Annotated in this window: 20 protein-coding genes; 9 read left to right on the top strand and 11 right to left on the bottom strand. The window is 44.1% G+C overall.

The window, feature by feature from the left end; all coding sequences use genetic code 11:
• Window positions 1–89: 89 nt before the first annotated feature.
• On the top strand, window positions 90–1,145 hold the full coding sequence (locus tag L3V30_RS11105; protein WP_237308925.1) for a porin: 1,056 nt from the start codon (window positions 90–92) through the stop codon (window positions 1,143–1,145).
• An 89-nt stretch (window positions 1,146–1,234) separates the two neighbouring features.
• Here L3V30_RS11105 and L3V30_RS11110 read toward each other — a convergent pair whose 3' ends face one another.
• Window positions 1,235–1,900 carry a peptidase E gene (locus L3V30_RS11110; protein ID WP_021484205.1) on the bottom strand — a complete coding sequence of 222 codons (666 nt, stop codon included), beginning with the start codon at window positions 1,898–1,900 and terminating at the stop codon, window positions 1,235–1,237.
• Between the two features lie 37 nt (window positions 1,901–1,937).
• On the bottom strand, window positions 1,938–2,849 hold the full coding sequence (locus tag L3V30_RS11115; RefSeq protein ID WP_015313728.1) for a LysR family transcriptional regulator: 912 nt from the start codon (window positions 2,847–2,849) through the stop codon (window positions 1,938–1,940).
• A gap of 88 nt (window positions 2,850–2,937) precedes the next feature.
• Between L3V30_RS11115 and catC the strand changes: the two genes are divergently transcribed.
• Entirely contained in the window at window positions 2,938–3,597 is a 660-nt protein-coding gene (gene catC, locus L3V30_RS11120; protein ID WP_047009711.1) for a type C chloramphenicol O-acetyltransferase, read from the top strand.
• A 56-nt stretch (window positions 3,598–3,653) separates the two neighbouring features.
• Here the strand turns inward: catC and L3V30_RS11125 are convergent, their stop codons facing one another.
• The 4 genes from L3V30_RS11125 to L3V30_RS11140 form a co-directional block, all read right to left on the bottom strand.
• Window positions 3,654–5,333, bottom strand: a complete 1,680-nt coding sequence (locus L3V30_RS11125; protein WP_237308926.1) for a FapA family protein — start codon at window positions 5,331–5,333, stop codon at window positions 3,654–3,656.
• A gap of 251 nt (window positions 5,334–5,584) precedes the next feature.
• On the bottom strand, window positions 5,585–7,612 hold the full coding sequence (locus tag L3V30_RS11130; protein WP_237308927.1) for a GNAT family N-acetyltransferase: 2,028 nt from the start codon (window positions 7,610–7,612) through the stop codon (window positions 5,585–5,587).
• A gap of 104 nt (window positions 7,613–7,716) precedes the next feature.
• Window positions 7,717–8,691 (bottom strand): ParB/RepB/Spo0J family partition protein, encoded by a 975-nt coding sequence (locus L3V30_RS11135; protein WP_104973210.1) that lies wholly within the window; start codon window positions 8,689–8,691, stop codon window positions 7,717–7,719.
• Window positions 8,692–8,698: 7 nt separating this feature from the next.
• Window positions 8,699–9,916 carry an AAA family ATPase gene (locus L3V30_RS11140; RefSeq protein WP_005374503.1) on the bottom strand — a complete coding sequence of 406 codons (1,218 nt, stop codon included), beginning with the start codon at window positions 9,914–9,916 and terminating at the stop codon, window positions 8,699–8,701.
• Window positions 9,917–11,155: 1,239 nt separating this feature from the next.
• Here L3V30_RS11140 and L3V30_RS11145 point away from each other — a divergent pair.
• Window positions 11,156–13,126 (top strand): replication initiator protein RctB domain-containing protein, encoded by a 1,971-nt coding sequence (locus L3V30_RS11145; RefSeq protein ID WP_005392102.1) that lies wholly within the window; start codon window positions 11,156–11,158, stop codon window positions 13,124–13,126.
• A gap of 288 nt (window positions 13,127–13,414) precedes the next feature.
• On the opposite strand, the gene L3V30_RS11150 is transcribed toward L3V30_RS11145, so the two are convergent.
• Genes L3V30_RS11150 through L3V30_RS11160 form a run of 3 tightly spaced genes read right to left on the bottom strand, consistent with a single transcriptional unit; the run spans window position 13,415 to window position 15,683 of the window.
• Entirely contained in the window at window positions 13,415–13,882 is a 468-nt protein-coding gene (locus tag L3V30_RS11150; RefSeq protein WP_006740904.1) for a hypothetical protein, read from the bottom strand.
• Window positions 13,882–14,814, bottom strand: coding sequence for an ATP-binding cassette domain-containing protein (locus L3V30_RS11155; protein ID WP_006740905.1), 933 nt, complete (start codon window positions 14,812–14,814; stop codon window positions 13,882–13,884). Before L3V30_RS11155 ends, L3V30_RS11150 begins: the two co-directional genes overlap by 1 nt.
• Before the next feature lie 2 nt (window positions 14,815–14,816).
• Window positions 14,817–15,683, bottom strand: coding sequence for an ABC transporter ATP-binding protein (locus L3V30_RS11160; RefSeq protein WP_006740906.1), 867 nt, complete (start codon window positions 15,681–15,683; stop codon window positions 14,817–14,819).
• 361 nt (window positions 15,684–16,044) lie between these two features.
• Here L3V30_RS11160 and L3V30_RS11165 point away from each other — a divergent pair, with 361 nt between their 5' ends.
• Entirely contained in the window at window positions 16,045–16,242 is a 198-nt protein-coding gene (locus tag L3V30_RS11165; RefSeq protein ID WP_005392088.1) for a hypothetical protein, read from the top strand.
• 281 nt (window positions 16,243–16,523) lie between these two features.
• The gene (gene ribA, locus L3V30_RS11170) at window positions 16,524–17,585 is read left to right on the top strand and encodes a GTP cyclohydrolase II (RefSeq protein WP_006740907.1); all 1,062 of its coding nucleotides are present in this window, start codon (window positions 16,524–16,526) and stop codon (window positions 17,583–17,585) included.
• A gap of 71 nt (window positions 17,586–17,656) precedes the next feature.
• On the opposite strand, the gene L3V30_RS11175 is transcribed toward ribA, so the two are convergent.
• A complete protein-coding gene (locus tag L3V30_RS11175) occupies window positions 17,657–18,412 on the bottom strand; it encodes an ABC transporter substrate-binding protein (RefSeq protein ID WP_006740908.1) in 756 nt (251 codons plus the stop codon).
• A 68-nt stretch (window positions 18,413–18,480) separates the two neighbouring features.
• Between L3V30_RS11175 and L3V30_RS11180 the strand changes: the two genes are divergently transcribed.
• The 3 genes from L3V30_RS11180 to L3V30_RS11190 all read left to right on the top strand — a co-directional run bounded on the left by L3V30_RS11180 (window position 18,481) and on the right by L3V30_RS11190 (window position 21,538).
• Window positions 18,481–20,376 carry an ATP-binding protein gene (locus L3V30_RS11180; RefSeq protein ID WP_237308928.1) on the top strand — a complete coding sequence of 632 codons (1,896 nt, stop codon included), beginning with the start codon at window positions 18,481–18,483 and terminating at the stop codon, window positions 20,374–20,376.
• Window positions 20,377–20,476: 100 nt separating this feature from the next.
• Window positions 20,477–20,686 (top strand): DUF3283 family protein, encoded by a 210-nt coding sequence (locus L3V30_RS11185; protein WP_176292162.1) that lies wholly within the window; start codon window positions 20,477–20,479, stop codon window positions 20,684–20,686.
• Window positions 20,687–20,821: 135 nt separating this feature from the next.
• Complete coding sequence (locus L3V30_RS11190; protein ID WP_005392082.1) at window positions 20,822–21,538, top strand: YebC/PmpR family DNA-binding transcriptional regulator; 717 nt, start codon at window positions 20,822–20,824, stop codon at window positions 21,536–21,538.
• Between the two features lie 73 nt (window positions 21,539–21,611).
• Here the strand turns inward: L3V30_RS11190 and rodA are convergent, their stop codons facing one another.
• Window positions 21,612–22,694 carry a rod shape-determining protein RodA gene (gene rodA, locus L3V30_RS11195; RefSeq protein ID WP_237308929.1) on the bottom strand — a complete coding sequence of 361 codons (1,083 nt, stop codon included), beginning with the start codon at window positions 22,692–22,694 and terminating at the stop codon, window positions 21,612–21,614.
• A gap of 407 nt (window positions 22,695–23,101) precedes the next feature.
• Between rodA and L3V30_RS11200 the strand changes: the two genes are divergently transcribed.
• Complete coding sequence (locus L3V30_RS11200) at window positions 23,102–23,770, top strand: hypothetical protein (protein WP_237308930.1); 669 nt, start codon at window positions 23,102–23,104, stop codon at window positions 23,768–23,770.
• The last annotated feature ends 2 nt before the right edge of the window (window positions 23,771–23,772 follow it).

The following is a 23,772-nucleotide window of genomic DNA, read 5'->3' on the forward strand; positions in this document are numbered from 1 at the left end:
TCTCTCTACTTCACGACAATTTTTCTTATTCCGTTACTCGGAAGGAGCTTTGTCGTACCTAAAACAATAGAAATGAAAGGTCGTTAATCATGAAAAAGCACATTTTGACTCTACTTCTCCCAACATTGATGGCATCAAACGCAATGGCAGCACAGCTGTATCAAGCGGAAGATGGGTCAGTTTTAAATATTTACTCTCGTCTTGGTTTCAATGTCACCAGTAAAAATGATGAGCACGGCGATGCAAATGGCGAGTTTGATGGCCGTATTGGTTTAAACGGTTCACAAACCATCAACGAGTACGCGTCGATCATCGGCCAAGCGCAATACCAAGTGGGTGCCGCTGAATACGCAAACCAAGTAAACAACAAACCGTCTCTGACTGCACGTTATGTATGGGCGGGTATTGATGCGAAAGATTATGGTCGCATTACTGGTGGTCGCGTGGCATCTGGATTGATTATGTTTACCGACATTGGTGATGTGTTCGCCTCTTCCGATGTTTCTATGGCGCGCCAAGCGAATAAAGTCGACAAAACCGCGACGCAAGTTTTCCGTCAAGATGGCACGCTGCAATACCAAAACAGCCTAGGTAATTTCGATTTTTCTGTCGCGTACATTTTAGGAAACAACACTTCTGAACTCGACTATGGTTACAACACTGCACTGCGTTATACGCTAGATATGGGGAATTTGGGTACCTTGGCACCAGTGGTGGCGCTGCAGAAAAATAAAGGTGATGCTCGTGAAAGCAACGACACCGATTACACCTTCTGGGGCGCAGGTACACGTTACTACGTAGGAGATTTGATGTTGGGTGCGTTGTACTCGGAAGACGAACTAGAGGGCTATTACTCGCAAACCAGTACCGACAAAGTGATGGAACTAACGGCGGTTTACAGTGTAAATGACAAATGGGTACTGCGTGCTGGTTATCGTTCTTTGGAAAACAGTGATGGTGACGAGCTAGAGCTGAAAGATACAACGCTAGAAGTGCAATACAAACTGACGCCTCGTTCTTCTATCTACACAAACTACGTTGATCGTAACGGCTCGCGTGGCTACAGCAATGGACAAGAAGTCTCGTTTGGCGGTGCGCACGCAGACGAAAGCTACTACCACTTAGGTCTGCGTTACGAGCTGTAAGCACGATACTTAATATAAGTTAGCTGAATCCATGAGCTTCTTCTATGTCCGGTCAGCAGTTATTGCCTTTAATGCTGATTTGAAGAAGCTCACCCTCGCAATATGTTTTCTTCGTTACCTGTTTTGACCAACACACCGGCATCAGGAAAGCTGGTGACTGTAGCTAACAATTTTCCATCGACAAAGTGCAATGCCGCATAATCGTGAATACCATAACAAGTGATGCTCGGTTGAGAACGAGCAAAGGCTTGGAAAACCTCAAACTTCTCACCAACATGGGAAAAATGCGCCGCAGCCAAACCGTCAATTAATCCAAGACAACGCATAACTTGGTATGCTTCGGGATCACTGTCTGTCACCGCAAACTCAAACCAACAAATTGCACCAGCGCTCATGCCACAAATGATGATGCCTTGTTCATAACACTGCTTGAGTATTCTATCGATTCCCCATTCGCGCCAAATGGCCAACATCGAACGCGTATTACCGCCACCGACGTAAATGATGTCTTGTTCAAATAGCGTTTCTTTCCAACCAGCATCAAACTTAAACAGCGGAAAATGGGTTACGTTTTCACTAAGCTTCGCATTGTAAAAACGTTCAATAACTTCATCAGCGTCTCCCGTGGCTGTCGGTAGAAAACAAATGTTTGGATTCTCCTTACCAGACAAAGACAAAATGTATTGATCGAGCGGGCTCGGATTCTCTCCCATCATCCACCCACCACCACCAATCGCAATACAGTGTTTTCGCATTCCTTTGCTTCCTCAATTGTTGCTAAGTTTGTTGTCGCTATTCGCCGACAGAATATATGTTCCTAAAGTGATCAATGAACGCTCGCGTTCTTCTTGGTAAGTGCTCACGTTTTGGGTAAAGCAGATAAAGCGGCAAAATCGCATCCGTTTGCCATTCTGGCAGCAAACTCACGAGTTGTTCTTTTTGTGCAGGGTCGAGTTTAGCCAGTGCAAATTCATCTAACATGGCTACACCACAGCCAGTCAAAGTAGCATCCAACATGGACTGGACAAGATTAAAACTCAGCGTACTTTCTAACTCAATGCTGCACTGCTGTTGAGTTTGCTTATGCGTAAACGTCCACTTGTCTAACACCAAGTCACGACTTTTATAAAGGATGTGCTCCAAGTCGCCAAGCTCCTCTGGCGTACTTACATTTGGTTTATCAGCTAAATACGAACGATGAGCGATCGGTTTACAGTGTAAAGTGCGGAGCTGATGGCCGACGTATCCCTCTGGGGGAGTATCGGTAAAGTAGAATGCGATATCAAACCCAGCCTCAATCAAGTCGAGAGGTGTCTCTGTGAAGATCACTTCGACGCTCACTTGTGGATGTTGCAATCGAAACTCGATCAATGTTTGGCTGAGTAACGCGGCTCCGAAAGAAGCAGACGCCGCTATTCTCAATTTTCCCGATACGATCTCGTTTGCCATGACTTGCTCATTGATCTGCTCAGCGCCTTCGAGCAGTTGCTTTACCTGCTGATAAAACCGCAAACCATCGTAGGTCAAATTAAACTGGCGCGTAGTTCGCTGAATAAGCTGCACCGACAATATGTCTTCAAGCTGTTTAAGTTGCCGACTTACATGCGCATTCGAACAATTCAGGCGCTTTGCTGCGCCAGCAATACTTCGCTCCTCGCACAAAGCGACGTAAAGTGGTACGTAGCTGAGCCATTTTATTTCCATACAGTAATTCTGAATCTCTAAAATCAAACTACTGGAAATAATAGAAAGCCTCTAAACTCTGTACAACCTAAATTTGAAAGGATGAGTTATGAGTGTTTTCGACACGTGGTTAAAAGGTCAAGTCATTAAAGATCACATCACTAATCCCAATATCATCGTTGGCGATTACAGCTATTACTCGGGCTTCTATCATCAAAAAAGCTTCGAAGAGCAAGCAGTACGCTACTTGTTGGGTGACCCCGTCACACTTCAAGAATGGCAAAGTAGAGAACCCGATAGCATCGACAAATTAATCATTGGCAAGTTTTGTTCCATCGCTTCTGGAGCCACCTTTATGATGGCAGGAAATCAAGGTCATCGCATTGACTGGATTTCGACCTTCCCCTTCTCTCCTGAAGAATTTGGAGAAGGCGTACAAGACGGTTTCGAGCGTGCCGGAGACACTGTGGTGGGGAACGATGTTTGGATTGGCAGCGAGGCGATGATCATGCCCGGAGTAAACATCGGCGATGGAGCCGTCATCGGAGCACGCACCGTAGTGACGAAAGACGTCCAACCTTATTCGGTGGTGGTTGGAAACAACCAAGTCGTACGTCAACGATTCGGCGATAAAGAGATTGAAACTCTACTCAATATCCAATGGTGGAACTGGCCAATAGAACACATTAAACAAGCAATGAAAGTAATGTGTAGCAGCCAAGTCGGTGCGCTTGCGGACTACTATCAAGAGCACATTGTCGATTTGTAGATAAACAAAAGCCCACACATCTTGTTGCGACGTGTGGGCTCAGTGAATAAGAAAGCTTAAACCGCAGCGACGTCCTCATCTTCCAAGTTCGCCGAGACTTTAATTTCGTATTGATTGAAACGGAACGAACAACCGCCATGAGTGCGCTTTGTCGTTACTTGTTCGTCGCCAAACTGCACCGTCACGCGAGTGAAGACACGCTCTTTGGCTTCGACAATATTTTCTTCTAACGCGACTTCAAAGTCATGTTCCGTTTGTTCTAGCTTTTGCTTTATCGCTTCAAGCTGCTCGTTGTTTTGTGTTTTCATCACATCAATCTGAGCTTGTTCTTCGTCGGTACGTTCGGCTTTAGGACGTTTCTTAAATTCGAGCTCTTTACGAATCACATCCATCGTTCCTTCTTGAGCGCGTTTGTATTGATCTTTGAGCTCTGCTAATCGCTCCTTAAATGCAGAATAGCGCGCGAACGCTTCTACCTTAGTGGCGGTGTCGCCTTCTACGCCCAATTGTAAGCACACCACTTTGTCACCGACTTTTGCATCTCCGCCGCTGAGCGTACCGTTCCTACCGTTCGCATCCAGCACCGTCAGATTGCGCCCACAAACAATATCGTTATTCATGCTGTGCACCGCCAACTCAATATCTTCGCCAGCTTGCAAATCACAATATTGGGCGTAGCTTGCGCGAATCGAGCCTTTGGCTTTGACGTGACAACTCTTTGGCTGGCCATCACTCACGGTGTGGCCAATGATCCCTTTACCAACTTGAATGTCGTCTTGCGCTTGTACGTCAGCCGATTCAATGAAGCCGCCTACAGTAATAGAACCCGTCGCTTTAACAATCATGCCGGATTCAATGTTGCCACCGATAATCACATTCCCTTTGAATTTCACGTGACCTGTATTCACGCCAACGCTATTGAGACAGAGTGCGTTATCAACTTCAATGGTTTTGTCTTTAATTAGAGGCGTACCGGATACCGATGCAATCAATAGGTTTGGGTCGTGCTTGCTTATCTCGGTGCCCTTGCCTGGCTTCATTGGGCTGTCTTTTCCAGCTTGTGGAGGAATCACTCGCCCTTGAACAGTAAAACCTGGCGTACCTTTGGTCGCAGGCGTGTGGCGCATCACCTCATCGCCTACGTCAACCGCGATAGTTTCACCGAGGTTACGTAAATCAATTTTGTCGCTAGCAGATTGGCCGTCTTTGGGTTTGAGGATGCGTTTGGTGATGTCTTTAACGAGAGGAGTAAAAAGAGCGTCTTTGCCTTTGATAGGTTGCTTACCAACCGCTACAGGTTGAGAAAAAGTTTCGCCTGGTTTGAGCTGAGTGCTGACAACCAACACTTTCTTCAAAGCCAGTTTGTTGATGCCTTTCGAAACTCGCGCTTGAGCAAGGGCTTGAACAATCTCGGGGCCACGTAAACCTCGGCCTCCGTACGCGCCGACAACGTTCATACTGGCGAGCATGTCATTATTCGATAATTCAACCTCAACTTGCGCGTTGCGTTTTTCCGCAATGACGATGCCTTCGTAGGCCTCGGCTTTACGTTCTTTGGCGCAGTTAATGAATCTCACGACTTCCCCCTCAACAACAAACATCTTTTCAGCGTTCATTGCGACGAGCTGCTCGTTTAATTCATTTTGATTTAGCTCACCACCGAGGTCCACTTCTCCCGGAAGACGGGCTATCACCTTGGTCTTATCTTCAGATAACTCAAGACACAGCTTCCACATACCCTTACCACTTTGCTTCCCATCAACACTTTCAGTCTACCCAAATCCGTTTTCTGAACAAACCTCGCATTTCTTATTATAGGGCTCACGTCACTAAAGAAAGTAATCCATCAATAACGGTTAAACAGATATTAAGAGAGCATTTCGATTTAACCTAAAGCTCAATCAAAATACACACTGAAATAAAAAGGAGCTGGATTTACAGTGTAAAATCAGCTCCTAATAATTTCATTTACAGTGTAAATCTCACCTTATTGTTTACAGTGTAAATCGTTCCAAATGTGCTTTACTTCGTCCCTTAGCTGCTGCTCAACTTGCTTTCTTCCAGGTAGCCCAAATTGCTGAGCACATTCAGTCCAACTACGGTTAAGAAAAAGCTTACTGATCATCAAGTCGGAAGCGGAGTTCAAACCTAAGTTAAGTAACCACTGCTGAAGCCAAGCAGACACGGACTCATAACTGTTACCACCATCAGCATAGCATTCAATTAGTAATAACTTAGCGGGATGAAGTGGACTCATTCCCAAAGGTTGCGGTAATAGAGCTCGAAAAATTGAGGCTTCTAATTTTGGATAGACGTCAGCCACATTGTTAGACAACATTTCTTCAAATAGCGCCTGAGATTCATCGACCCAAGCCGTCTGTTTGGAATCACAAGCTTTGACCATCAAGACTGAATAACAACCGCTAGCAGCATCGCGCATTGATCCTAAGCGAATTGCACGGAAGTTCGATTGTCGCCAGAAATGGACCAACTCTTCCGTCGCACCGAAACTCGTGGATAAGTAAGCAATGTGCTTAGCCGCCATTTGATCAAGTTGCTGCAGCATTTTTTGACCGATGCCTCTTCCTTGCAATTCCGGATGAACAGCAATTCTCATGACTCGCAGCGTCGATAGATTCGCGACATTCGGAAATCCTAGGTGGTTTGCAATCGTAACTGGGGCTAAGTGTCCTTTAGGACGACGCTTACCAAGCTGAATTTCTTCAACCAATTCGGCGTCAAGCCCACCCTCTTCGACCGCTAATATTACCCCCACAACCGCATTATCTTGCTTAGCAAAATAGAGCTGACTGTTGTCGTCTTGCAAAAGGTGAATCAAATCATTCGGCGAGGTCTGATAATGAGCATTAACCAAAAGAGCAAAGCACTCGCGCAGCAAACTAGGCTGCGATATCAAATCGTTCTTATCGGCTTTAGAAAGGGGAATTGAGTCGACCTGGTTAAGTTGATGGTACGTTAACTCCGCATCCAACAAAAACGCGTCATAGAGCCATGATTCGAGCGCATCATTCATGCTCCAGCGGATGGGCTGTGTCATGTGCCATGTTTTCATTCCCGAACGCTGTTTCTGAAGCCAATCAACAAATTTAATCGTAAAGCCCCGGCCACAACCTTCATAACCGTGAATAGTCGTAGAAAAAACGAGTCGATGATAATGTTCGGTAATGCTTTTGAGCATAGGAACTGGAATTGCAGCCGCTTCATCGACAAGTAACAAATCACATTCAGGTCGGCTCGATAGAAGTTCGTCAGGAGCAATGAATTGAATGGCTCCCTGCCCTGATTCTAATCTGTCCTTCCTAATACGCTGCGCATTAGGAAGTAACCGCAAAGCATGTTGGTAAACAGGCTCAACAGCTTTTATAGATGGTGCCGTAATTAAGATTCTAAGTGGCTTCTGCTGTAATAAGTTCGCACACGCAATGCCGAGGGCACTTGTTTTTCCACGCCCACGATCAGCGGTCAAAATTAATGGTCGCTTTCGATGTCCTGTCACCACCTTTTCAATTAGAGAAATGGCATGTTCTTGTTCCGTGTAGTGGCTTTCTTTTTCTGCTTGCTTGATGTCTGGAGCCGTTGGCAATGGTTTGTCTTGCTCGATAACAACGAGCTTCTCCCATTGTTTGTGCATCCATTGCTGAGCAAAATTCGTAGGTTGTCGAGGCTCAGTAATGATAATAAGAAGACCACCGCCAACCAATGAGCCAAGCGCGGCGGTAAAGCTATTTGCGTCAAAGCCATTTCGAGCATCAAACAATAGAACGTCACACTCTCTGCCTAGCAACATGTGCCCTTGTTTAGGCGAAACACTGTATGCGTTTTCCAAACCAAAATCGCCGACACAAAACCAACGTTGATACATCTGTGTTTTATGGAACTCTGACACCAACGCATCTTGCCAAGAAGACTCGCCTTGAATGACGATGCCGAATCTTTGGAAAGATTGGTGAGCTTGTTGTTGAAGTGATGAAAGGAAATCAGATTGTGTCTGCATTTTGTCTATCCAACGTTGAACTGACGCAATGGTATCACATCTTTAATTTGACGCTTCTCAGATATAAAAAACCGCCCGGAGGCGGTTGATTCAATCATCTTTTGTTATTGCAGCTTGTTTTGCACAAAGGCAAGAATCTCTTCCATCAAGCTGTCGTCAACTTTCTTCAAGTTCAACGCCAGACTGCTACCTTTTCGGCTGTAGCTTGCTCGACCTTTTACTAAGTCGACTTTTTCGGTCTTCTTGCCAGGTTTTGCTGGTGCAAGCTCAGCAATCCAGTTTTCGATGCTTTCCGTGACTTCTTTTGTCAGACGAGCAACGCCTTGAGCTGTGCTTCGCTGCCATAAAAAGCCTTCGCTAGAGCGACACTTATCTAACAGCTCTTGCTGCTGCTCTGGCGTCAACGTTGAAAACTGTTTGTGCAGTTTCACAATAGTTGGACGACCAAGATCGCCGACATTGGGATACGCTTGAAGCAGTTCTAACGGTAATGCCGCCGCTTTTAAAGCGCCACTTACTAACGCTTCACTGCACTGGAACATTTTCGCCAATGCTTTCTGATCTTCAGCTTCACCGCTATCTAGTTTAGCCTGCATCTCTTTACCTTTTTCGTACAAAGAGAGCGGCTTGTGAGCATTTGCCACATCAGACAAAAACTTTGCATGGTCAGTATTGATGTTGTCAGCAACATAAACCAAAAAATCTTGTTCAGCGAGGATACAAGACATGCGACGACGGCTACCGTCTAGCACTTCAATTTTGCCATCGTCAGTGCGACGACCCACAGCAGGATATTGTTGGCCACGCTCTTTGAGCGTGACTAAAACATCAGATAAAGCATGTTCGTTTAAGAACGATTGCTCACGAGCGTTATCAACAAATACTGTTGTTTCTGTCGCAACTTTATTTGCAGGAATACGCACAAGTTCAAACTGAACAATATTTTCACCTGCAACTGCTAGTTCAATCGTTTGAGCTTTTTCTTTTGCCGCAGTTTGCGCCTCTTGCGGAGTCACAACACGACGCTTATTCGTTTTGCCAAATAATTTCGCGTTTAATTCAGACGTTTTCAAAGCCATTTACTTATTACCCCTGATTCAATGACGGCCAATTAGAGTGCAGCACACGCTCTAATTCCAGTGCGCTTTTATGAACAGCGTCTTGCGCGGTAGCTAGAGTCTTCTTACCGCCTTCAAAATCGCTTACTGTCAGATCAAATACTGTGCTGTAGGTATCGGCACAGGTTTCAAACGCACGGCTACGAGGGATAGTAGCCATCATAACTTGGTCACCTAGAAGATAGTTCATTTCAGTTAAAACAGAAACTTGCTTCTTATTGTCGTCCTCAAACATGGTTGGCATCAAGCGAACAAACTCAAGACCATTCCAGTCTTCCGGAAACATTTCATATACCGTAGGCAAATGCTGGAAGAAGTTTACTGTTGAAGCCCAGTCCAGACGCTTAGCCGCACAAGGGATTAACAACGCATTTGATGCATACATCGCATTCCATACTAGTGGGTCAACATGTGGGCCGGTATCAATCATGATGATATCGAAGTCATCAGCAATTTTATCAATCAGTTGCTCTTTTAGCAGACGAACGATATCGAGTGATGGATCTTCAGATAGCGTTTGCCATGCTTCAGCATTAAACATTGCGTCTTCTGGAAACGCTGAAATCGACTTTAAGTTCGGGTATTGCGTTGGCAGCAATACGTTTTTACGCAAAAATTCACTGTCAATTTCTACACCATCAGGCACGTTACCCAACATAATGTCTACAGCAGAATAGATATTGTCATGCTCTGCCATGCTGATTTGTGGGTTGAGGAATAAACGTAGCGAGCCTTGTGGGTCTAAGTCGATTAAACAAATACGGTAGCGTTTATCCAAATTTAGCGCTAAACATGCCGCTAAATGGACCGCTGTCATTGATTTACCTGTACCACCCTTCTGGTTCTGCACGTTAATAATCCAAGGTTTGTTACCTGAATTCTTCTTACGCTCATGAAATTTAGGCACTTCAGCCGCATCCATAAGCATATGTGCTTCTTCTAACGTAATTGAATAATGATTCGCGTTATTTTTAGTAAATTGATGGCCAGCCGCTTCCATCTTACCAATCGCGTCATCGAGCTTACGACGAGTTAAACCTGAACGGGTTTCCATCATCGCCTTAGACATTGGTGGGAAATAGTTATCGCTTCGCTCTTCTAAAACAATTTCAATACGGTCAGCTTGAACCTGCTGAGTCAGCTCCGCCAACTCAAGAAGGTTTTCAATCGTTTTTTCTCTTTTCATGCCAAATTCCGTTGGAAGGATTTATGCTTGCAATTGTACAGCAGTAAAGACCAAAAACAACAAAAAGGTGCACGAACATTTTGAATAACCATCACATAAAAAAACACTCAAATCGACGCTTTTATGATTTATGGTAAAAAACATAACTATTTTTAATTAAATAATCTTCGAATAAATGGACACCTTAAACTTAAAAATAAAAGTGTTACAGCGTCACCCATTTACAATGTAAATCAATTTTCTACCGGAACGATTATATTCTTAAGCTAAATTACGGATTATGTTAGGCCAACCTAATTTAAACAAAAAATAGAAAGCAATCTTTCAACATGAACGCTAATAACAACCTTGATCATGTATCCGAGCCAAAAAGGGCAGTTCAAGTGATGTTCCTATGGAAGTATGATCAAGGTATGCTTATGATCATGCTTCCATGATAAAACACAAATACGAAAGCATGATCATGGAAAAATAGAGTAGACGAGGGTGTAAACACGCGGATTAAATAAGATCCATCAATCGGAAATATGATCAAGCTATAGAATCTCTCGGAAGCATGAGTTTTTGTCTCTAATTTACGGTTGAATGCAGTCAGAATGGGGGATGGAGAAGAAATTAGTGGATAGAGAAGCCGGAACAATGAAATTGTTCAAGTTACTATGATAAATCTTACTCTCATGATCATGCTTCCTAAGAATAGTCCGAAACTAGGTTTTACTGCGGAATAAGAGCTACTTGGATGCATTTTCATCATATGAGTAATTTATCATCAATACTGTCTCCAGAACGATAGCTATCTCGCTCTTGATCATCGATCCGAGTATCAATAACATCGACAATGCTCAATAAAATTCTCATTAAGATCATTATTAAACACAGCATCTGTGGATAACCTGTAAAAACATCATGATCATCGTTTCAAGACTCTTTTGATCATCTTTTCATAAACTTAATGATCATGCTTACGAGCAAATGTGATCATGCTTTCAGGCTATTGTTGATCATAGTTTCAGAATTAACATGATCATAGTTCCGACATGCATAAAAATAATCACTTTATAGAACATGCACTTAGCGGCAAAACGATAGCCAGATCATTAGATCATATAATCAATTAAGATCAGATTAATCAAAAAGATCAGTTATTTAAAAAACAATCTTTTTTCTTTATTTATGATCTGTTTTTCTTTATTCTTCGGAACCATAGCACAACTACGGCTAGTGTGATCTGGATCTAAAATGACGGCTGATGAAAAAATTCTGATTAAAGCACCTAGAAGCCATAAGGATGGCCATCTTTTTGAGGTACATGAATCCTCTGCAGATTGGGTAGAGCAGTACCAACATTTCAAAGGGGTGACCAAAAGTATCTTAGAGTTGCTTAATCTGATCTCATTGCGAGGTTTCAGCAGCAAAGATGGATTGGTTTCAACCACAGAGATTGTGGAAGCGACGGACGGACAACTCACTCGTGCAGCTCTGCAACAACGCTTACGTGCAGCAGTAAACATTGGTTTGTTTACTCAAACTCCAGTGCGGTTTGAAGAAGGACTTGCTGGTAAGACGATGTTACATAAGTTTGTTAATCCTAATCAGCTTATTTCAGTGTTGGGTGCAACAAGTCTTGTTACAGACAAAGTACGCCAAAACGAAAAGCAAAAACGTTCAAAAGCATTGGCTCAAACCCAAGTCAACAAGCGTTTGTTGAATGAACATGGGTTGAATACCCCTCCAACGATGAAAGATGAAGCCGATCAATTTGTCGTGTCTCCAACGAATTGGGCTGGGATCATTGACCAAGCACTTGCACCACCAAGAACTCGAAAAAGTTATCAGAAATCCATGGTGTCGATCTCTGGTACCAAAGCGGTTATTGAAACGCGATCATCCAAAAATATCATGACCGTGGATGATCTGATGACCTTGTTTGCTCTGTTCACATTGACCGTGCAATACCATGATCATCACAAAGATCAGTATCAACTCGACGCAGCACACGTGCCGAACAAGACGCCGTTATACATTACTGATATTTTGTCGCTTCGAGGCAAAAAAGACAGTGGTCCAGCACGTGATTCTATTCGCGACAGCATTGATCGTATTGAGTTTACCGATTTCCAGCTGCATGAACTTACTGGTCGTTGGCTAAGTGAAAATATGCCAGAAGGATTCAAAAGTGATCGTTTTCGTTTTCTTGCTCGAACCATCACTGCGTCTGAAGAAGCGCCTGTTGAGGGAAGCGATGGTGAAATTCGTATCAAACCAAACTTGTACATTTTGGTTTGGGAGCCTTCGTTTTATGAAGAACTATTAACGCGTGATTATTTCTTCTTGTTCCCACCAGAGATCTTGAAGCAGCATACTTTGGTATTCCAACTGTATTCTTTCTTCCGTAGCCGCATGGTGCGTCGTCATACTGACTGCATGCTGCTGAGTGAATTAAACCAGAAGCTGGCACGTAACATCGAATGGCGACGATTCTCGATGGATTTGATCCGAGAGCTGAAGCGTTTATCGGATGGTAAGGGAACGGATGAGCTGTTTGTCGTGAATTTGTGGGGTTATCACCTGACGATCGAAACTATGATCGAGAATGACAAAGTGATGGACTACCAGATCGATATAAAATGCGATGTAGAAGAAGTCTTACGTTATTCACGTGCGCGAACAACCAACGCAGGAAAGCGTAACATGGCGCCTACGCTGCCAAACCCACTTCGTAATGAGATGGTTACCCGACAACAGCTTGAAGAGCTCTCAGGCATCATAGACGGCGAATTTGAGCCTATCCAACGCAAAGCGCCATCTCCAAGAGGGAATTTAGGCCGCCGCGTGAAGCAAAGAAAACACCTGGTAGAGATCAATGCAGACGAGATCACCATTACTTTATCTAAATATACCTCACCAGAGGCCCTAGAACGCAGTATAACGGCTTTATCTGCGATGACAGGGCACTCGTATGCCTCAATCAAAGAAGAGTGCTCTGATTACATAGAGAAGCTTGATTGGCTAAGGGTAGGGGATGAGCCAATTCCTTATGAGACATTAAGCAAAACCGTCGAGCTGTTTAACACTCAAAATGATATCAAGCATCTTACCATTGAGCGCTTGATTGCTGGATTAGCGGTACGTCGGAAGGTGTGCCGTCAAATCTTCGATGGCCACATGGATGAAATGGTATTCCGCGCTCTGGATGAAATGGCGATTTAAAAGCGTTGCTTGATACACATCAAGCAATAGGCGTGGCGTATTGATTTGAAATGTAACAATGTCTTTCGATGATAAAAAACAGACTTAACTCTAACAAATCACTGACATTAGGAGCCAAGCCTGAGACTACTATTTATCACGAATAGACAACCTTTTGTCCTTTCTGATGATTAATAGATTGGCTCATATTGTTACATTCATTCTGAATAGACTTCGCGAGTTTCTCCTCAGGAAACTCGCTTTTTTTACCTCAAATTCCTCAAAGTAAGCCTTGATCATTTTTCCAGATTAATGAGATAAACCTTGATCATGCTTCTTGACTTCATTCCAGTGTAAAGAACGCATCAAAGCAACATGCGACTCGATCAAGTTATGTGCTTGTTGTTGCCACTCATTTTGATCACATTGCTGATTACAAAACTCTAACGCTAAAACGGTAAGGTGCTGAAGTCGCTTTAAACACCAATCTTTGATCAGAATATCGGTCGATACCTGACATGCCGCTTGCTCGAGCTTTGCGCTCGTGTAAAGCAAGGTTTGATACGCTTTTTGAGGATCTTGGTACCTAGCATGTTGAAACACACGTAAACAACCGTCTAGCCAGCAAGCAATCGCTTTGCTTTGAACTTCGTTCAGTTCTGGGCCAAACACGCCATCGGGCGCTTGATATAAGATCGCTTCCAGGTTTTCAACTTGATCATGCTTCCGATGTTCATACCACATGGCGATCTGATCTTGCCAAGTCCTCAATTCCATTACGCAGCCTCAGTCCATTGTTTTACATAGTGATTGGGTCCTATTTGATCAAATTCGTCGACAATGATACTGCTACGACTACGAATTTCATCGGCATCTATCGAATAGTTTGGTTCACTTTTCACTAAGTTACCAAAAGGAAGATCTGGATCGGGAACGGCTGAAATCAATAGTTTGGTGTACGGGTGCTGCGGATTCTTCAGTATTGAGTGTGTATCACCCCATTCAACGATTTGCCCTTTGTACATCACAGCTGTTTCTTCCGCGATGTAGTGTGCGGTCGCCAAATCATGAGTAATGTACAAAAAGCCGATTCCTAGCTCTTGCTTCATGCGCTGCATTAGATTCAGTACCCCGAGGCGAATGGAGACATCCAGCATCGATGTTGGCTCATCCGCAAGAATGATTTGCGAACCGACGGCGAGAGCACGTGCTAAGTTTACTCGCTGACGTTGTCCACCACTAAGCTCGTGAGGAAACTTATTTAATGTCTCTTCAGGTAGTTCCACCAAATTTAAAAGCGCTTCCAAACGGGCAGGAATGTCACGTTCGCTTTTGATTTGCTTATGAATCTTTAAAGGGCGTGTGAGATGATGGCGAATGGTATGAGTTGGATTGAGTGAGCCAAACGGATCTTGAAACACCATTTGTACTTTACTGCGATACTCTTGGAGCGCTGAGCGTGACGTAATCTCATTGATATTAGTGCCATTGAAAAGGATCTCGCCTTCTGTTGCCGGATAGACTTTAGTGATCAAGCGAGCACACGTACTTTTACCGCAGCCTGATTCTCCAACCAAAGCCAGCGTTTTTCCTGCATACAGATCAAAGCTCACGCCTTGGAGCGCACGGAAGGTTTCCTCTTTCGCTAAACCACCGCCTACTCTGAACTCTTTAATCACGTTTTTCATTTGGATGATAGGCTGATTCATGATTACGCTCCTGGTTGCTCTGGTTGCTCTGGTTGCTCTGGTTGTTTGTGGACATCGTGGATGTTTGGGAAAGAAGCCCATAGCTTTTGTGTGTAGGGATGTTGAGGATTATTGCGAATTTCGTATGCCTGATTGACTTCGACGATTTCTCCATGCCGCATGATGGCAATGCGATCACACAATTGGCTCATCAGCGCCAAGTCGTGCGTAATAAAGAGTACTGAGAAGCCAAATTCATCTCTAAGCTGATAGATTTGTTGTAAAATCTCTCTTTGTACCACCACATCTAAAGCGGTTGTGGGCTCATCCATAATGATCAGCTTAGGGTTCAAAGACAAAGCAATAGCAATCACCAAGCGCTGACGCATTCCACCTGAAAATTGGTGAGGGTATTCCGTTAACCGTTCTCGTGGAATATTGACCAAGTCCAATAGTTTTTCTGCTCGATCTTTCGCTTGAGCGTTGGTGAGTCCTTGGTGATGACGCAATACATCTGCGAATTGCTCTTGGATCGTTAAGACAGGGTTGAGTGAGTTCATCGCGCTTTGAAACACCATGGCGATTTCACTCCACCTCAGAGCGGTTAGCTCAGAATCTGAGAGGCTAAGAATGTCTTTGCCATCAAACAATATTTTACCGCCAGAAATGAACGCTGGCGGCTTATGGAGACGATTGATCGAGAATGCGATCGTGCTTTTGCCACATCCCGATTCACCAGCAAGCCCAAATACTTCCCCTTTGCCGATATCGAAGCTGACGGATTTTACCGCATTGAAATCACCATTATCGGTGATGTAATCGACGCATAAATCTCGGATCTGGATGACCGGATTATTGTGGTATGCATGATTTAAGTTAATACCATCCATATAAACACCTTACCAATGTAAAAGATAATTATTATCATTATCAGGTGTAATGGTTTTTAGAAAGTGGCAAGCGGCGAATCAGTGAAGTGACTCGAAAGTTAGGCGAAATAAAAAGTGGTATCCGGCGTTGTTAATGAGGTCAAGGAAGACGAGAATTGAGAGCTGGATCAGCTCACTTTTCTTAGGGGGAATTACTCAAATCTAATCGTAAATTTGCCCCTTGGCAAAACTTAAATGATGGATCTATTAAGGAGTTAACGAAAGGGCGGGAGGGGTCACATTTCCCTACAGTTTTTCTTACCACCTCGTTCCTGTTTTGCTATAGATTACGCATCGAAAACATGGTGTGTTCGGAGGAAATATGTCCATTAATTCTATCGACCATGACGAGATGACCAACATCGCTCACAAATGGGAATTACCTGATGAAGAAGCCGTTGTGAAGCCTGAGAAAACAGTGAAATCAGCAGAAGCCAGAAGACGCATTGAAGCGCTACGTGAAATCCGTGAAAGTGGATTGACCATTGAAGAAGCAAGGGAGCTTGGCTTGATACACTGATTGCTCTAGTTTGGTATAGCAATCCATAGGGTAGTCGTCGGGCTGCCCTTTTTATTTTTCGCTCCATTTTAGCCATAGCGTCTCACTACAACATCTCACATCTCTTTATTTTTCTTATCCAAACGTTCTAATTCACCTCTCTTTCACCTAAAAAGTTCTAGATCCAAACTCATTTTCATCTGTGTAGAAGTTTGACAATCTTACCTAGCGTTACTAAAAGATATATCAATAGCGATATGCTTTTTGTTGATTATCGCGACCACAAAGCAAGGAGCGCGAGTATGGTTGACCAAATCCTTTTTTATGAGCCCGATGAGCCCCACGGTTTTCTTTCCAATTTTTGCCATGCCCCAGTCAATATATCCTCCCAAACTTGGCCCACCAGCGAACATTATTATCAAGCCCAAAAGTTCCTCGATGCGCAGTTACAAAGCAAAATTCAACACGCGAGCACTCCCGATGAAGCATTCGCCTTAAGCCGAAAATACGAACATTTCGTCAGAAGTGACTGGGAGGATATGAAGTTGGCCGTTATGGCTTTCATCGTTAGAGAAAAGTTTCTGCAAAATCCACCTTTAGCGCAGCAGTTAATGAGAACGGGTAACGCTTGTCTCACAGAGCATTCTCACAAAGATGCCTTTTGGGGGGATGGGGGAGACGGTAAAGGAGAAAATCATTTAGGAGAAATTCTGATGAACGTTCGGGCTGAGCTGAGACATGTCGAGCCCTACAATCTCGTGAAGTTCATCGATAAAGCCAAATTGCCTACCCAATGGGGCACATTTATGATGTATGGCTTCGTTGAAACTGCCACGAACAAAGAGCATCTTGCCCTCGTGTATGGAGAGCCTGCAAACAGCGCAGCACCGCTTATTCGGTTGCATTCGGAGTGTCTTACTGGCGATGCCTTGTTTAGTACGCGTTGCGACTGTGGTTTTCAGCTCAACAGGGCGCTACAAAATATTGTCGAAGAGGGATGTGGTGTACTGCTTTATTTGCGTCAAGAAGGACGTGGTATTGGCTTGATTAATAAAATTCGAGCTTATCACCTCCAGGACGATGGCGCCGATACTGTAGAAGCCAATGAACGTTTGGGCTTTGCTGCCGATATGCGTGATTACGCGTTCTGTAAAGGGATGTTAGAGCATTTGGGCATTGATGCGGTGCGACTAATGACGAACAACCCACGTAAGCTGGCTGCGTTAAAAGCGGTTGATATCAACGTCATTGAGCGTGTGCCCTTGCAGGAAGGTAATAATCCAAGCAATCAACACTACTTGCAAACTAAGGCGAGTAAATTAGGGCACATGTTTGATCCTAAGTTTGTCAATCACACCAAGTAAAGCATCATCTATGTCTCAATAGATGAAAACGCCAACGATAGAATCGTTGGCGTTTTCATTCGTTAGGTCATTTATTGATACCTTTGAATGATCTCATCAATTTCACCCGATGTTTTTAACTCAGCCAAACGTGTATTGATGTAGTCCTGAGTTTCTGGCTGCATTTGGGGCGAAAAGGCCAAATAGATCGAGTAGTCAGGGATAACTGAGTCGAAAGATTGGATCTGAAAATCTTCTAGCGACAAATTGAGGCGTTTTAAGTTGTACATAACACGTGATTCCATTTCGACGAAGGCTGTATCTCCTGGTGTTCGGGTTATCACTCTATATGCGGCATCATAATCTTTAACGCGTATTTCATTCACACTACCATCCTCAAAGAATGGGATTAAATTAGGATAATCAAAACCGAGTAGTAATACGATAGATCGGCCATGCATGGTGTCCATATTCTTGAACTCTAACGGTTTCTCACTACTAGAGACCAATACATGTTTTACAGTGTAAATGGGCTCTTCAGACAAGTTTTCTGATTGCACCTTGCCCCAATTTGGGCTGCCGTAAGTTAGCCAGTTTGGTTCGCCACCTTCTTCTAATATGGAGATCATTCGTTTAAACGGATAAGTATGATAATTCACCTGATAATCCGATTCAGCGAAAATGGCACTGACGATGTCAGTCACAATCCCGGAATGCATTTGCCCCTGTTGTTCTATTTGAAATGGCCTTGCTTGGTCGGCGATAACGTAATAGTTCACTTCAGCGGCAGTAGCATAAGTTCCTATCGCAATAAAACTAAAAGCCAATCTAAGTAGAAGTCTTTTCATCGTATCCTCGATTATTATTTGCGCGTGGCTATATTTAGAGTAGCGCAAGTTTATCGGAGCGATTTCATATGGATGAAAAAGAGCGATCTCAACGTCGATTTAGTATCGGCAACCAACTTATGTTGGCGGTGTTAACGTTGAGTTTAATCTTTACTGTCATCATTTCCGCTGTGAGTTTATATCGAGTTTTTAACGAAGATTTAGCCCATTTGCACGTCGAGCTAAAGCAGGTCGAATCCAGTTACTTATCGAGCTTTTCTGCCAGCTTATGGGTGGAGGATAGGGAGCTGTTACTCACTCAAGCAGAGGGCGCAATGCGCATGCCCTCTGTGGATTATTTACGTATCGCTAATGAAGATGAAGTTATCGTCGAACTGGGCACCGCACTTTCTGAGGATGTCGTAGAAAGAAGTTGGCCGATGCAATATCGTGTTGGTGATAAAACCTATGATCTGGCGACATTGACTGTTCAGGCGGATCTGAGCTCGATTTATGAAGATCTTTGGCAGCAATTTTTTTTCTTGCTCACGACAGAAGCAATCAAGATCCTATTGCTCATAATTGGCGTGCTTTGGGTCGCCTTCCGCCTCTTGGTCAATCCTCTCCAACTGCTTTCCGGCGCCGTGAGCGATTTTAGTGGCGGGAAGGTCCCAAGCAAAGTTACGCTCCCAAAGCGTTGGTGTTTTGATGAAGTGAGCGTGTTGGCGGAGAAATACAACCGAAGCGTTGAGAAAGTCCGTGAACATCAGACTGAGCTTGAAGAAGAAAGAGATAGAGCGGAAGTCGCCAACCGCAAAAAAAGTGAATTTCTTGCCACTATGAGCCATGAAATTCGAACACCGATGAATGGCATTATTGGTGTCGCTTCATTACTGGGTGACACCAAACTCGATCCTCAGCAAAAAGAGTTTGTAGAGATCATCGATAGTTCTTCTCACTCTTTAATGACGATCATCGACGATATTCTCGACTTTTCTAAAGTCGAAGCAGGTAAAGTCGAATTAGAAAATGCGAGTTATGATCTGCGCCGTATTTTGGATGATGTGATCAGCTTACATACCGTCAAAGCCAAGCAGAAGAATCTGCAATTGCTTAGCGATATTGATCCTCACTTGCCAGCGGAAGTGCAAGGTGATGTTGCACGCTTAAAACAGGTATTGAACAATTTGTTGAGCAACGCGATCAAATTTACTGATCGTGGTCATGTGAAGCTTCTTGTTGAGTTAACACGTCAAGAGCATGATGTCGCCATGATTCGATTTCGCGTCGTTGATTCTGGCATTGGTATTGCGAAAGAGAACCAACAAGCGATCTTCGAACGTTTCCAACAAGCCGATGGCAGCACAACCAGAAAGTACGGTGGTACCGGCCTTGGTTTGGCGATTGGTGCTCAGTTGGTGAACTTAATGGGAGGAGAAATCCAGCTGACAAGTGAGTTGGGGCTTGGTAGTTGTTTTGAGTTTTCGATTCCAGTTGTAGTAAAAGCACGGTCTACCTACTCGGAACGACCTAATGTTTTGACGTTTCCAAAAGTTGAAGATAATGAAACCAGCCTCCAGCATGACAATCAACCTTGGGTATTGATTGTTGAAGATACCATCGTAAACCAGAAAGTCGTGCGTATTATGTTGGAAAAGCTCGGCGTTCGAGTGAGCGTCGCAAATCATGGTGAAGAAGCGCTTCAGCTATGTGAGAAGCAAGCTTTTGACTTGGTGTTTATGGATTGCCAAATGCCAGTGATGGATGGTTTCATTACTACTGAGCGTATTCGACAAATGGGAGAGTGGGGGAAACACGTTCCCATTATTGCGTTGAGTGCCAATGTTATTAAGGAAGATCAACAACATTGCTTTGACGTCGGTATGAATGAGTTTGTCGCCAAACCTGTGACCAAAGATCGGTTGCATCAAATATTCGAGCAGTTTTTACCAAAAGCACTGAAAATCAGTGCGGGTCCCAAATAGTTAACTTGAAATTGATCAAGTTAAGTGCGTTTCTATTCTGCAATTGTAACTCTGTATGCTATAGTGCGCGGCTAGTATTTAAAGTACCTTGAGGCTGTAAATGTCGTTCAATCTATCCCTATTGCCGCCTGATGAAAAAAACAAAATCGAACTGGATAAACAAGCGTCGTTTTTGGTTTGGAAGCTCAGAGAGGCCAAATCTGGTCCTGAAGCAATAGATGAACAGTTGTCCAAGATTAACGATGCTGATGAAAAAGCGTTTTTTCAGCAATCGGTCGAAAAGTACAAACGAGTAATGGGTGTCGCTTAACGCGAATCGTGACAACGGTATAAAACTATGTGGCGAATGAGGTAACCTCCCCATTCCTTTGCTAAGCGAAATTGAAAAGGTTTCGCTTTTTGCTAAAATCCTTCGCATTAAATTTGAATTTAGAGAGACATCCCGATGGGAAGAAGTTTTGAAGTGCGCAAAGCCTCTATGGCGAAAACTGCAGGCGCGAAAATTAAAGTTTATTCCAAATACGGTAAAGAAATTTACATGTGCGCGAAAAACGGCGGTAGTGACCCAGACATGAACTTGTCTCTTCGCCACCTGATCGCGAAAGCGAAAAAAGATCAGGTACCAGCGCACGTTATCGACAAAGCACTAGACAAAGCGAGTGGCGGCGGTGGTGAAGATTACCAACCAGCACGCTACGAAGGCTTCGGCCCTGGCGGTACTAGTGTTATCGTTGACTGTCTGACCGATAACGGCAACCGTACTTTCCAAGATGTACGCCAATGCTTTGTTAAAGTGGGTGCGAAAATTGGTGTTGAGGGCTCAGTTTCTCACATGTTCGATCACCAAGCGGTATTCCAGTTCAAAGGCGACGATGATGAAATCATCCTAGAAACGCTAATGATGGAAGATGTAGACGTAACTGACGTTGAGCTAGAAGACGGTGTGATCACTGTATTCGCTCCTCATACAGAGTTCTTCAAGACGAAAACAGCACTAAATGGTGCGTTCCCAGATCTAACGATCGATGTGGAAGAAATCACTTTCGTTCCTCAAACTCACACGCCAGTAGCGGGTGAAGATGCTGAGAAGTTCCAGAAATTCCTAGATCTTCTAGATGACTGTGACGACGTTCAGCAGGTTTACCACAACGCAGAGCTATAATTTCTTAGCTTCCACCATTGTAAAAAGGCTTCCCGAGGGAAGCCTTTTTTGATCACACTCTTTGCTAGCAGCATTATGCGTTGCGATATTTGGAATAACACAGTGACATGATCACACCAAAGCAGATGCCTTGCGTCAGCATGGCCGTGCCGCCGTAACTAAAGAACGGCAAAGGGCTTCCCATTACTGGCAACAAGCCGCTCACCATGCCTGTATTGATAAAAGCATACAGGAAAAAGCTCATCGCTAATGCACCACTCACAAGCCGACTAAAAAAGTGGTCAGACTGACATGCAAGCAACATGGCGCGCGCGGTAATAAACAAGTACAGTGCGAGTAAGACTAAACTACCAACAAAACCCCACTCCTCGGCATAAGTCGAAAAAATAAAGTCCGTATGACTTTCTGGAATAAAGCCAAGTGTTCCTTGCGTAGCATTCATCCAACCTTTGCCTTTCATTCCGCCGGAGCCTATCGCAATTAAAGATTGGATGATTTGGTAGCCCGAACCTAACGGATCCGACTCCGGGTGCAAGAACTGAGTAACGCGGCTTTTTTGATACGTCTCCATGACGAAGAACCACAAAATTGGCGCCAACGTTAATATACTCGCGACAAAGCCACCGATTATTTTCCAGCTCATGCCAGCTAAAAATAAAACGAATAAGGCGTAAATGACGGTAAAAACTGCACCGTCCAAATCCGGTTGTAGCGCGATTAACCCAGCAGGAATCATTGTGATGAGTAAGCAGAATGCGATTTTCCTACTATCTGGTCTGCCACCTTCAATATGTAGCATCCACGCGATCATGATTGGAATCGAGAGTTTGATTAGCTCCGAGGGTTGAAAGCGAAAAAAGCCAATATCGAGCCAACGTTGAGAACCATTAGTGCTATCGCCAAACAAAGCGACAGCAAGTAGCAGCGCAACCGCAATAATGTAGAGATATGGAGCTGAGCGTTGATAGCTAGCGGCGGGAATCGATGACATGACCAATATACAAACCAAGGTCAGTCCGCAGCGTGCTAAATGCTTGAAGAGCATGGCCTCATTAAAGCCACTGGCACTCCAAAGTGTTAGTGTACTCAATAGCATGATCGGAATGATCGCCATCAGCAGTGGCAAATCGACCCTGGGGAAAAAACGCTTATTCATTTTCTACGACCTAATAACGCACCCAGTTCGAGCGCGAAAACAACCAGAACTCGAGAGTTCGAACTATTCCGATGCTAAGAATCCTATTTGGAAATAACAGACACCATGCAAAGGTGTGTATGAGAGGAGCGTCGATGTCGTCTGTTATGGGTAAGCTGCTTGGAAAGCTGTGGAATGGATAAATACACTAGACGCAGGTTTTAAGCCAGTATTTTTATTCCTATTGTGGTGAAAGATGGACGCTTACAAACAAGCAGGGATATATGCTCTCTTTAAGAAGGGAATGTCATCCATCGCAGCAAACAACCGTTCATTCTAAATAACTGCCATTGGTCGCATGCAAAAGCAGCGTGCGATCTTCTCCATTAATCTGAAACCATCAAATCACGTTCAACTAAGGACAGTACATGATGGTTTCTCAATCTCGCTCAATCAAAACTCTTAAACTGGCAAGTACGTTTATCGCCGCATTTGCACTCAGCAGCAATTTGGCTCTGGCTAACCCAAGCGAGCGCACACTCAGTCAGTTCAACCAAGCAGCGCAGGGTGATTCTGGTTTGGTTGATACCGTTTACGGCGAACTATCCAAACAACTGGAAGAGCAGGGCGCAACGCCGGTGACCTTGGTGTATTTAGGCAGTGCTGAGACGTTGCAAGGTCGTGAGGCGTTTATGCCTTGGAACAAGATGAAGTTCACCGAGCGCGGTCTTGCCACTATCCAGAAAGGTTTGGATTTAATGGCGAATCAGCCTATACCACTGCAAGAACAACAACGCTTACAAGGCTTGCCGGAATACCAACTAGCCACCGCCATGGCAGCCACCACCTTTACTGCTCTGCCGGACATGTTCAATCACTTTGAGCGTGGTTACGAGCTGTACCTTTCTCTGCTTGATGAACCGAGTTTTAGTCAGCAACCTTTTGCGGCAACGTCTTGGATTTATCGCTACGCCATTGAAGCAGCACTACGAGCTGAAGATGTTCAACAAGCCAAAACATGGTTAGCGCAAATGGAGCAGTTGGGCGACAGCAATCTAGAAACGCAAACCGCGAAAGCGCTGCTAGCGAAGTATTAGGG

It is taken from the genome of Vibrio sp. A1-1, assembly GCF_021728175.1.
Lineage (GTDB): Bacteria > Pseudomonadota > Gammaproteobacteria > Enterobacterales > Vibrionaceae > Vibrio > Vibrio diabolicus.

Bases quoted from the DNA above. Each gene is read 5' to 3' on its own strand.
- ribA (WP_006740907.1), top strand. From the start codon at position 16,524: ATGGTTGACCAAATCCTTTTTTATGAGCCCGATGAGCCCCACGGTTTT.
- L3V30_RS11160 (WP_006740906.1), bottom strand. From the start codon at position 15,683: ATGGATGGTATTAACTTAAATCATGCATACCACAATAATCCGGTCATC.
- L3V30_RS11185 (WP_176292162.1), top strand. From the start codon at position 20,477: ATGTCGTTCAATCTATCCCTATTGCCGCCTGATGAAAAAAACAAAATC.
- L3V30_RS11190 (WP_005392082.1), top strand. From the start codon at position 20,822: ATGGGAAGAAGTTTTGAAGTGCGCAAAGCCTCTATGGCGAAAACTGCA.
- L3V30_RS11110 (WP_021484205.1), bottom strand. From the start codon at position 1,900: ATGCGAAAACACTGTATTGCGATTGGTGGTGGTGGGTGGATGATGGGA.
- L3V30_RS11145 (WP_005392102.1), top strand. From the start codon at position 11,156: ATGACGGCTGATGAAAAAATTCTGATTAAAGCACCTAGAAGCCATAAG.
- L3V30_RS11200 (WP_237308930.1), top strand. From the start codon at position 23,102: ATGATGGTTTCTCAATCTCGCTCAATCAAAACTCTTAAACTGGCAAGT.
- L3V30_RS11105 (WP_237308925.1), top strand. From the start codon at position 90: ATGAAAAAGCACATTTTGACTCTACTTCTCCCAACATTGATGGCATCA.
- L3V30_RS11140 (WP_005374503.1), bottom strand. From the start codon at position 9,916: ATGAAAAGAGAAAAAACGATTGAAAACCTTCTTGAGTTGGCGGAGCTG.
- L3V30_RS11175 (WP_006740908.1), bottom strand. From the start codon at position 18,412: ATGAAAAGACTTCTACTTAGATTGGCTTTTAGTTTTATTGCGATAGGA.
- L3V30_RS11150 (WP_006740904.1), bottom strand. From the start codon at position 13,882: ATGGAATTGAGGACTTGGCAAGATCAGATCGCCATGTGGTATGAACAT.
- L3V30_RS11125 (WP_237308926.1), bottom strand. From the start codon at position 5,333: ATGTGGAAGCTGTGTCTTGAGTTATCTGAAGATAAGACCAAGGTGATA.
- L3V30_RS11165 (WP_005392088.1), top strand. From the start codon at position 16,045: ATGTCCATTAATTCTATCGACCATGACGAGATGACCAACATCGCTCAC.
- catC (WP_047009711.1), top strand. From the start codon at position 2,938: ATGAGTGTTTTCGACACGTGGTTAAAAGGTCAAGTCATTAAAGATCAC.
- L3V30_RS11180 (WP_237308928.1), top strand. From the start codon at position 18,481: ATGGATGAAAAAGAGCGATCTCAACGTCGATTTAGTATCGGCAACCAA.
- L3V30_RS11130 (WP_237308927.1), bottom strand. From the start codon at position 7,612: ATGCAGACACAATCTGATTTCCTTTCATCACTTCAACAACAAGCTCAC.
- rodA (WP_237308929.1), bottom strand. From the start codon at position 22,694: ATGAATAAGCGTTTTTTCCCCAGGGTCGATTTGCCACTGCTGATGGCG.
- L3V30_RS11115 (WP_015313728.1), bottom strand. From the start codon at position 2,849: ATGGAAATAAAATGGCTCAGCTACGTACCACTTTACGTCGCTTTGTGC.
- L3V30_RS11155 (WP_006740905.1), bottom strand. From the start codon at position 14,814: ATGAATCAGCCTATCATCCAAATGAAAAACGTGATTAAAGAGTTCAGA.
- L3V30_RS11135 (WP_104973210.1), bottom strand. From the start codon at position 8,691: ATGGCTTTGAAAACGTCTGAATTAAACGCGAAATTATTTGGCAAAACG.